General features: G+C 61.8%; 7 protein-coding genes and 4 pseudogenes. 3 read left to right on the plus strand and 8 right to left on the minus strand.

Annotated elements, in window-relative coordinates; genetic code table 11:
* Both FXV83_RS30400 and tnpC read left to right on the plus strand, forming a co-directional pair.
* Positions 1-237 (plus strand): tyrosine-type recombinase/integrase (locus FXV83_RS30400; RefSeq protein ID WP_148743275.1); only part of this gene is annotated, 237 nt, incomplete at its 5' end.
* Positions 238-324: 87 nt separating this feature from the next.
* Positions 325-1,027, plus strand: a pseudogene (gene tnpC, locus FXV83_RS30405) (IS66 family transposase); the annotation flags it as partial.
* Between the two features lie 193 nt (positions 1,028-1,220).
* Here tnpC and FXV83_RS30410 read toward each other — a convergent pair.
* The 7 genes and pseudogenes from FXV83_RS30410 to FXV83_RS44400 all read right to left on the minus strand — a co-directional run bounded on the left by FXV83_RS30410 (position 1,221) and on the right by FXV83_RS44400 (position 7,379).
* Positions 1,221-2,600, minus strand: a complete 1,380-nt coding sequence (locus FXV83_RS30410; RefSeq protein WP_148743276.1) for a M16 family metallopeptidase — start codon at positions 2,598-2,600, stop codon at positions 1,221-1,223.
* The gene (locus FXV83_RS30415) at positions 2,597-3,913 is read right to left on the minus strand and encodes a M16 family metallopeptidase (RefSeq protein WP_148743277.1); all 1,317 of its coding nucleotides are present in this window, start codon (positions 3,911-3,913) and stop codon (positions 2,597-2,599) included. Before FXV83_RS30415 ends, FXV83_RS30410 begins: the two co-directional genes overlap by 4 nt.
* 2,006 nt (positions 3,914-5,919) lie before the next feature.
* Positions 5,920-6,282 carry a hypothetical protein gene (locus tag FXV83_RS44385; RefSeq protein ID WP_235940325.1) on the minus strand — a complete coding sequence of 121 codons (363 nt, stop codon included), beginning with the start codon at positions 6,280-6,282 and terminating at the stop codon, positions 5,920-5,922.
* Positions 6,283-6,324: 42 nt separating this feature from the next.
* Positions 6,325-6,480: pseudogene (locus FXV83_RS45210) on the minus strand (hypothetical protein); the annotation flags it as partial.
* Positions 6,425-6,655: a recombinase family protein gene (locus FXV83_RS44985; protein WP_275199832.1), complete on the minus strand. Its 231-nt coding sequence runs from the start codon at positions 6,653-6,655 to the stop codon at positions 6,425-6,427. The pseudogene FXV83_RS45210 and the gene FXV83_RS44985, both read right to left, overlap by 56 nt.
* Positions 6,559-7,056, minus strand: a complete 498-nt coding sequence (locus tag FXV83_RS44395) for a recombinase family protein (protein ID WP_235940321.1) — start codon at positions 7,054-7,056, stop codon at positions 6,559-6,561. The genes FXV83_RS44985 and FXV83_RS44395 overlap by 97 nt, the downstream gene beginning before the upstream one ends.
* Positions 7,056-7,379, minus strand: coding sequence for a recombinase family protein (locus FXV83_RS44400; RefSeq protein ID WP_235940323.1), 324 nt, complete (start codon positions 7,377-7,379; stop codon positions 7,056-7,058). Before FXV83_RS44400 ends, FXV83_RS44395 begins: the two co-directional genes overlap by 1 nt.
* A gap of 697 nt (positions 7,380-8,076) precedes the next feature.
* Between FXV83_RS44400 and FXV83_RS30440 the strand changes: the two are divergent.
* Positions 8,077-9,078, plus strand: a pseudogene (locus FXV83_RS30440) (IS256 family transposase); the annotation flags it as partial.
* Positions 9,079-9,393: 315 nt separating this feature from the next.
* Here the strand turns inward: FXV83_RS30440 and FXV83_RS30445 are convergent.
* A pseudogene (locus FXV83_RS30445) lies at positions 9,394-9,714 on the minus strand (IS110 family RNA-guided transposase); the annotation flags it as partial.

Here is a 9,714-nt window from a genome sequence, read left to right on the forward strand (position 1 = left end):
ACGCCGCACAGCTTCCGACATGCCACCGCCGTACACCTCGTCTCGGCGGGGGTCGACGTCACCGTTATCCGTAGCTGGCTTGGTCATGTGAGCCTCGACACCACCAATCACTATGCCAGGGCCAATCTGGAAACGAAGCGAAAGGCGCTGGAACAGGTCAGTGCTCCGGAATCGGCACGACATCCCCCGTCATGGAAGCGGGATACGAGTCTGCTCGCCTGGCTCGACACGCTCTGAAATAATGCGAAGGAACGTCAATCAAAAACAGTATCAATCCCGCATCCGGCGGCGTTCCTTCACATTACCGCCACCTCGCGATTAGCCGGTATCCTGCAAGCCGATTGCTACAACGGCTTCGAGCCGCTGTTCGACCCGCAGAGGAAGGTGCTGCCGATTACGCCTGCGTTTTGCTTCGCCCATGCGCGGCGGCGCTTCTTCGAGCTGGCCGACATCGCAAAAATGCCCGGGAGCTCAAGAAGGGTAAGCCGATCTCCCCGATAGCGCTGGAGGCGCTCAGACGCCTCGATGCACTCTTCGTCATCGAGCGCGAGATCAACGGCTTGACCGCCGCCGAGCGGCTTAGCGTGCGACAGCAAAAGAGCAAGCCGCTGTTCGATGCGATGCACGAATGGATGACCACCGAACGCGCCACACTCTCGCGCTCCTCCGAGGTTCGCGAGCCGATCGACTGCATGCTCAAGTGCTGGGCCGACTTCGCCCGCTTCCTTGATGATGGCAGAATCTGCCTGACCAACAACGCTGCGGAAAGAGCGCTGCGCTGTATCGCTCTCGGAAGACGCAATTGGACCTTTGCCAGGTCTCAGCGCGGGGCAGACCGCGCCGCTGTCATGGTGACGCTTCTCACCACTGCACGCCTCAACGATGTCGACCCGCAAGCCTGGCTCGCCGATGTTCTGGCCCGTATCGCCGATCTGCTGCCTCGCGCCTGCACGAGTTGCTTCCTTGGGAATGGAAAAGGCTACGCGCGGTCGAAAAAAACTCTGATCAGCGGTCCGTCGCAACCTGAACGTCTCAACTGGCTAGCGACCATCATAACCCAGACCGTCTATGCGCGCGCGTAATCGTTGCGCGGCAGTCGTCGGATGCGTAACGACTAGCTGAAGTGACGCGCTCTCGTGAGGCCGCCCCTTGATGTAGGCAGATCGGACGTCGGCCAAATAACGGCTATAGGACAGCTTGTCCTTAACGCGCACCGAATGTCACCTCACGGGTGTTGCCGGCGTTGCGGCTGATGGCGCGGCAGCCGGCTGGGCTGCGGCCTGCAGGGAACGGCCGACGATGACGGTGAGCAGGCCCTGGCCCCACAGCCGCTGTGCGACCTTCTTGGCGTCCTCCAGCGTCACCGCGTCGACGAGGGCGCTACGCTTCTCGATATAGTCGATCGGCAGCTTGTCGATCTGGCATTGCAGCAGCGCGTGCGCGAGTTTTGACGATGTATCCAGCGCCAGCATCTGCGAGCCCTTCAGGTACGACTTGGCCTCGTCGAGCTCCTGCTGGGTCGGGCCTTCCTCGGCCATGCGGCGGACCTGCTTGTCGATCTCCTCAACCGTCTCGCCGGCGCGATCGGCGCGGGTGCCGGTATTGCCGACGAACAGCGCGGAATGATCTATGCAGAGCAGCGTCTCACGGACGGAATAGGCGAGCCCACGCTTCTCGCGGACTTCGCGGAACAGCCGCGACGACCGACCGGCGCCGCCGAGGATCTGGTTGACGACATCGGCCGCCATAAAGTCCGGCTCCCTGCGGCGGACGCCCGGACCGCCGAAGCTCACGACCGTCTGCGGCACGTCGAGCGGAATGAAGACGCGCTGCGGCGGCTTTGCCGCAACTACATCGGCGGCCTCTGTCAACTGCGCCTTTGCCGGCAGGCTGCCAAAGGTCTTGTCGAGCAGTTTGCCAAGCGTCTCTGGATCGACGTCACCGACCACCGCGATCTTGAGCGTGTCCTCGGCGATCACGCGGCGGACATAGTCCTTCAGATCGGCGACGTCGATCTTCGGCACGCTCTCGAACGTTCCTCCGGCCTGGCGGCCATAAGGATGATCGTTGAAGGCGACTTCGAAGAACTTGCGATCGGCGAGCGTTGAAGGATCGGTGGAGTCACGCCGAAGGGTCGAGAGCACCGCCGCACGGATCCGTTCGACATCGGGCGCATCGAAACGCGGCGAGGTCAGCGCCATCCGCAGCAGGCCGAAAGCCTCATCCTTGTTGTCCTTGAGCATGCGCAAGGAGCCGCGAAACTGGTCACGGCACGAGGTAAAGCTCAGCTCAATGGCGCGGCGGTCGAGCCGCTCGTTAAAGCTCTTGGAATCGAGATCGCCGGAGCCTTCGCCGAGCAGGCCGGCGACCAGGTGACCGACGCCGGGCTTCTCAGCCGGATCCTGGCTGGCGCCGCCGCCGAAGGCATATTTCATCGCGATCAGCGGGACGGTGGCCTCCTGCACAAACCAGGCTTCGATGCCGCCGGGCGAGAGCAGGCGCTGGATCTTGGTAGCAGCAAATGATGGTGCAGAGCCGAGCGTCGCGATCGCGAGCGAGGCCCCACCGAGGACGGCACGCCGAGTGAGAGAATAGGTCACGAGCGCTTCTCCTCGGGTTTGGGCGCAGAATCGTTGATCAAATAGCCGGTCACCGAGCGCTTGTTGTCGAGCCAGTTCTGCGCGGCCTCGCGCACCTGCTCGGCGGTGACGGCGCGGATGCGGTCCGGCCAGCTTCGGATATCGTCGATGCTGAGTCCCGTGGTGAGCGCGGTGCCATACCAGCGCGCAAGCGTCGCTTGGTCATCCTGGGCGTAGATCGCTTGCGCAATCAACTGGGTCTTGACGCGCTCGAGATCCTCGGCGCGCGCGGGATTTTGCGCGAGGTCGGCGATCACCTTGTCGATCGCGTCCTCGATCTGGACGAATTCGACGCCAGGTTTCGGCGTAGCCGAAATCATGAATTGCGAGGCATCAAGCGAGGTGCGCCGGTAGCCCGTGCTCGTGCTGATGGAGAGCTGCTTGTCGATCACCAGCACACGGTAGAGATAGGAGTTGATCCCGCCGCCCATCAACTGCGCGAGCACGTCGAGCGCAGGGCTCTCGCCTGCGGCCGCAGTGGTAGCTGACGGCACGAGATAGGAGCGGCACCAGGTGGGCTGCTCGACGCGGGGATCGGAGAGCGTCACGGTGCGGGGTGCCGCGGGCGTCGGCTCCTGTGGCCGCACGCGCTTCGCGGGGATCGCGGGCTGTGCAGGAATGTCGCCAAAATTCTTTTCCACCATCGGGCGGATTTCCTTGGGATCGACGTCGCCGGCGACGATCAGGATCGCGTTATTCGGCGCGTAGAAGCGCTTGTAGAACGCGAGCGCGTCGTCGCGGTCGAGCTTCTCGATCTCCTGGCGAAAGCCGAGATTGGGGCGGCCGTAGGGGTGGTTGAGGTAAAGCGCCGCCCTGATCTGCTCGGTGAGCCGCCTATCGGGATCGTTGGCGACGCGCATGTTGAATTCCTCCAGCACCACGTCGCGCTCGGACAGCACGTCCTCATCTTTGAGAATGAGGCCGGTCATCCGGTCGGCCTCAAATTCCATCATCTCACCAAGCTGCTCGCGCGGCACCCGTTGGAAATAGCCGGTGTAGTCGGGCGAGGTGAATCCGTTCTGGTTGCCGCCGACGCGCAGAACGGTCTGGGAGAATTCGCCGGGCGGATGCTTGGCCGTCCCCTTGAACATCAGGTGTTCGAGGAAATGCGCCAATCCCGATTTGCCGGCGGTCTCGTCGGCGGAGCCAACCCTGTACCAGATCATCTGCGTCACAACCGGCGTGCGGTGATCGGGGATCACCACCACCTGCAGGCCGTTGTGCAGCGTGAAGCTCGCAGGTGGCTCCGAGGCGATTGTGATCTGGGCACGCATTAGAGATCCGCATTCTGCAGCGGTCGATCCCGACAAAGCAGGGGAGCCGCACGCCGTGGCAAGCAGGGGAGCAAAAGCCGGGCCAATCGCCTGATGCTTCCGCCCACGGACCGCTGCGAACAGCCGGACGCAAAACGAAGCGTGGCGCGTGCTTTCTCTTCCGAAAGCCAACCCGCACTTGTTTGCTATCCGCCAATTGTTGCGAACACAACGTTGCACACAAAACGCACGACAACTCGCCGCCTCGCGCTTGCCTAAATCTTGCAACGCCACATACTGGAGGCTTGAACTCGCGCCAGAGGCAATGCTCCGCCGTTTCGCGGCCGCGCCGGCGCCCGCCAGAACATCCAACGCTTGTCGCGGCGCGGCCGCACCAGGAGTACCCGGCCGCTTCGACGCCTGCCGCCAGCACGGCCAAGCGATCATCGTTTCGATCGATCAATATGCCGAGAAAGCGTTTGGCAAGCGAGACTATTTCCTAAATAGGCCTCCCGGTTTCAGGGGCCGGAGCGACCAAATCCCGAGGTCGGCGTCATCTGGGTCTATGGCGCCGGCGAACACGGCGTCATGGCCTTCACCGACTTCGGAATCGAAGATCTGATCGAGCTCGTCCTGATGCACGAAAGAAAATCCGACTTGGCTCAAGCGCTGGCCGCCCGAGTAATACAATCAGCCTGCGGCCTCCGCCGGATGCGTACCAAGCTTGCCGCACACCGTGCAGCGAAAAACATAGGTTGGGCCCCCACTGGATGCCCGCGATCGGCGTCGGATCGAAGCTCGCGGGGCCGTATTTCCGCGGGTCGCGATGTTGGAGGAATTGACTGAGGCCCGTCGATGTCAGCTCGATCGGATAACGCGGTGAGAAAGACGTCTGCGGCTGCGAGATCCCGAGAATGCTGTCGAGACGATAACTGCGCGGCTGGCCGCCTCGACCCCTAAAACAGCAAGCGCTTTTCTCAGCATCCGCGATGCGGATGATGTCCCCCGATGCAGCGAGGACGCACTGAAGCTGCGCACGGCTATGGGAAATCCTCGTCAGAGCTGGGGCTAATGTAATCCCTATGCAAAACGGTTGGTCGTTTGGCACCATCGAACAGAACGGTGATGCCGGTCGTACGGGAGCTTATATCGACAACGACGCCAACCTTGCCAGCCAGGTCTGGGCGACGAATTGTTCCGAGCTCGCTGAGTTTGAAACACGCGCCGACCGCAGTCCTATCTATTCTCAAATCCATGGTTGCGCCTCGCAAAGAGACAGATCGCAATGAAATGGGAAGGTGGTTGGAACAATAATTGGCGGCCGCCGTCGTTGGTTTCCAGCCGGCCCGATGCTTGGGACAGATGTCATGCGAGGAGGGCTGAATGCCGGCAAGCCTGATCGCATTGTGTCGCGGACGATCAAAGTGTCGCGCGCTCGGCGCGCAAACTGAACTCCCAACGACGACGTCATCTCCGCTATCGATAGCGAGATCGCGGCTGCGCGCGATCCGGCATGCGCCGACTTTTCTGGCTCCGCCGCCTCAGACAACGCAGCCAGGTCCGACGCACTTTGCGGTAGAGGCCGTTGAGCGCTGGATAATTGTGCCGCCTTCCATAATAGCCGTAGTGCCCGCGCAGCACGGCGGCGAACCGCTCGTGCTGCGCGGGCAGTGGCACGTGCATGAGACTAGGTGAATACTGAAGCGGATCCCGAAGGCGCTGCGGCTCGCCATGGAAGGGGCGTAGAAAAATCTACGCTTGTTCACGCTATCGCCCTCCAGCGCCCCAACGGAATCAAGCAGTTAGTATCCTGTTGCGATATCGGTAGTAGGCAAACGTGCTGATTTCTCGCTCCTTGCTGCGGTTTTCGGGGAACAGGTTCTTGCCGTAAGGCGCGGAGCTGTTCAGGTAGGGGGTATATTCATAGGGCATCCGCTTGCGAACCGGATGCACTACTATGCCTTCAATCAAGTTGCGGAAGGCGACGCGAGTTTCGATCGCCTTCGGATTGGTCTTGAGCGCGGTGATCAGCCTTCTAACCTCCGAAAGGTATCGGTCACTGAATTTCGGGCGATCGAGCCAATCACATTTTCGCCGCGACCGCCCAGCAGCCGCAAGCGGTCTTCAATGCTTTCCCGCTCCAGGTCGCACTCATCGATCCGCTTGAGCAACTCGTCCGGCTTCCGACGGCTATTTGCGATGGCATATGACAGGCGTTCGATCTCGGTAGTCAACACGCAGCGTCGACGCTCTAGCTTAGCGTGTTCGCTGCCCTTGTTCCGATCGTTTTTGCGCTCCTCCTTCCAAGCACGCATCGCCTCTTCAATGGCTTTCGGCGAAAGCAATTCCACTTGGATTTTGGCGGAGGCATCCTCGAGCAGAACGTCCATGTCAAAGCTACGGGTGTGCTCGCAGGTGCCCCGCTGATGCGCGCTCGCGCATGCCGCGCGGGGTGCACCGTTACGCGAGGATTGAGCGATTCGCATATGGCCATTGCAGACGCCGCACCGGAGCACACCGGCAAGCGGGTCCTCATTGTTGCGCGGGATCACGGCGCGACGCCGCGGCTTGCCAGTCGGTCCGAACATAGATACGGCGCGCGCTACGAACCTTCTGCGCTCGATCCCAGAGCACTTGCGGAACGATCCGCAGTTCTGGCTTTTTGACTATGATGTGGCGTTCTTCTGGATTGCGGCGCTTCTGTTTTCTTCTGCGTCTCCGGGTTGAGAATTGTCGAGCGAACGTTCCAATGTATCTCGCCAATACATAGATCGTTGCCGATAATGCCGCGACCATGCCGACCGCCTGTGTTGCACTGATGATTCCAGATGGTGCGACCAGCCTTGTTCTTCTGACAGTACCTCTGGTGAGGGCACGCATTCGCGCGTGAGATCAGCGGCGATAGTTCGGGTCGAGTGGCCCGCTGCATATTCGGTGAAGATGCGGAGCACAATCTTTGCTTCGTTCTCATCGATCACGCGTTCGCCCGGCGCGCCCGGCCTTGGCCGATAACCATAGGCGTATGAGCCAGGAATTCTTCCGTTGGCAACAGCGTTGTCATGGCCGCACCGAACCTTTTCGGTGAGCTGCGGCTTGTAAATCGTGTTGTACCGACTTGCGATGCTGATGTCAGTGGCGGTCGCATAGACCCCTTTCTGATCCATCAGCTCAACGCCGTTGAACTCGAAAACCTGCTAGAGACGCTGGATGGTTGCGGGATACGCGACAAGCGGTCGAAGTGCTCAACGACGACGACGTCAAAGTTCCGGTTTCGCACACCGTTAAGCAAGCGCTGATAGCCGTCCCGCGCACCTTCGGTAAGACCAGATTTTGCGGCATCCACAAATTCGCCGATGACATCGAGGTTGTTGCGCAATGCGACCTTCCGGCAGAGCAATAGCTGACCGTCAATCGAGGTCGCTTTTTGCATGTCGCTCGAATAGCGCGCGTATAGTACGGCCGTTTTCTTCGATGACGCTGTCGTCATGCCGGTCCTCTATCGGCTGCTCCGAGCCGTGATTTTCATCCTGTGCGATCTGACGTCCGATGGTGCGCGCCAACTCAAACCAGATTTCCTCATTGTCCGGATTATCCCAGCTTTGAGGATGGGAGGGGGCAAGCGGTCGGATGGTCGCTCGTTGTCTTTGGAGAGATCGGATGCGCGATGAGGCGCGTAGTCCAGAGCAGATATGCAAAGCAAAGCGGAGTAAAAATACGGGCGGGTGACGGTGGCGTAATTCTATTCGTGGCCGCCCGGTGCCTAGCGGAGCCGTTCTCGGTTCACGCGGATTCTCGTACAGATGTGTAGCGGCAGCCGCGGAGCGCCGGCTCGTCCATCAATAAAATCTGGCCGCTGGCGGCGAATTGTAGCGCACAGTCCAGACGCGGTGGTCCGACCCCAAGGAGCTGTCGATGATTGGGTCTTTTTCTTGTTTCGATCACCCTTGCGTCAAGGCTCCAAGAGCAGGCACTCGCATTTCGTGAGCTCCGTATTCGCGCGTCGAACTGCACTTGCGCGCAGAAGTCCTGGTCGTGTCCCGGGTGATGGTGTAGCTCGGTAGAGCAAAGCCGCCCGGACGCGCGCCCCCAATAGCGCCGTAGCGGGCGGGCGGCTTTGCGGTGGTCACCGGCGGTTCGCCGGTAGGGTCGGGTTGCTGACACCAACCTGATTCGAGGAACCACCGATGACCGATGAGATGATGAACCTGCGGACGCTCGTGGAGAAGACCCCCGATGCGGATCTGCTGCGCGAGATGATCGGCTTTGCCGCCCAGCGCCTGATGGAGCTGGAAGTGGAGGGCCAGACCGGGGCCGCCTATGGCGAGAAGAGCCCCGAGCGTCTTGCGCAGCGCAACGGTTACCGCGACCGGATCTGGGAGACCCGTGCCGGCGCGGTCGAGCTGCGCATTCCCAAGCTGCGCAAGGGCTCTTATTTCCCAGGCTTCCTGGAGCCGCGCCGCATGGCCGAGAAGGCGCTCACAGCAGTGGTGCAGGAAGCCTACGTGCAGGGCGTCTCGACCCGTTCGGTGGACGATCTGGTGCAGGCCATGGGCATGACCGGCATCTCCAAGAGCCAGGTGAGCCGGCTGTGCGGCGAGATCGACGACAAGGTGAAGGCGTTCCTCACCCGCCCGATCGAAGGCGACTGGCCGTATTTGTGGATCGACGCCACCTACGTGAAAGTGCGCCAGCAGGGGCGGATTGTCTCGGTTGCGGTAATCGTCGCGGTCGGCGTCAACAGTGACGGCCGGCGCGAAGTTCTCGGCATGGATATTGGTCCGTCCGAAGCCGAGACGTTCTGGACCGCGTTCCTGCGCAAGCTCGCCCGGCGCGGCCTGCGCGGTGTCAAGCTCGTCGTCTCCGACGCCCACGAAGGCATCAAGGCGACCGTGGCCAAGGTGCTCAACGCCAGCTGGCAGCGCTGCCGCGTCCACTTCATGCGCAATGCATTGGCGCATGCCGGCAAGAGCGGGCGACGCGTCGTCTCCGCCTTCATCGCCACCGCGTTTGCGCAGGACGATGCCGAGGCTGCCAAGACGCAGTGGCGCAAGGTCGCCGACCAGCTCCGCCCCAAGCTGCCGAAGCTTGCCGGCTTTCTCGACGAGGCGGAGACCGATGTGCTCGCCTACATGACCTTCCCTGCGCAGCACCGGACCAAGCTGCACTCCACGGATGAGATCGACAAGCAGTTTTTAGCGGGCTCCGGAAGATGCATTCTTTTGTTCGACCGCGCCGCCGGCATTCTTCCGTCCCGACCGCCCTTCTCGCAGCTGCCGCGCGCAGGGGCGGTCAAGGCTGGCCGCAGTTTGCGGCCACCGCAAGGCTCGGCCTTGACCGGCCCGAGCACGGCGGCATCCTCGGTCGGATCGGCAGCAACAATGACTCACCGGCCCAGTGTCCCAGGGGGATGGGAACTAGCCCGAACGGCGATTGTTATTGTCGTGCGCGGGTGACCTCGTGGCGAAGAGCGGCGCGTCGGCTGTAAGCGTCGCCGGGCAGCCCTATCTGTGTCCTGCCGGGTTGAGGCGCCCGCGCGCCTTTTCTTTTGGCGGGCGCGGGCGCCAAGCTTCGACAAAGTGCTCATACCTTCTCTGCGCTTGCTCGGCGACGTGCATCTCCTGATCGCGGAGTTGTTTGATATTGTGCGCGTAGGCAGGGCCGCGCGTGTTGCCTTTTTTCTGCGCTCGGCCAGCCTGTAACTCCATGCCGCGCGTCTTGTGAGCGACAAGACTGGGCCGGGCCCAGAGGTAATCCTCTTCGTTCGTCAGCAGATGCCAGCACAGGACGGTCAGCTTGCGCGCGACGGCGACGGCGGCCACCTG

This window comes from Bradyrhizobium hipponense (assembly GCF_008123965.1).
Classification (GTDB): Bacteria; Pseudomonadota; Alphaproteobacteria; order Rhizobiales; family Xanthobacteraceae; genus Bradyrhizobium; species Bradyrhizobium hipponense.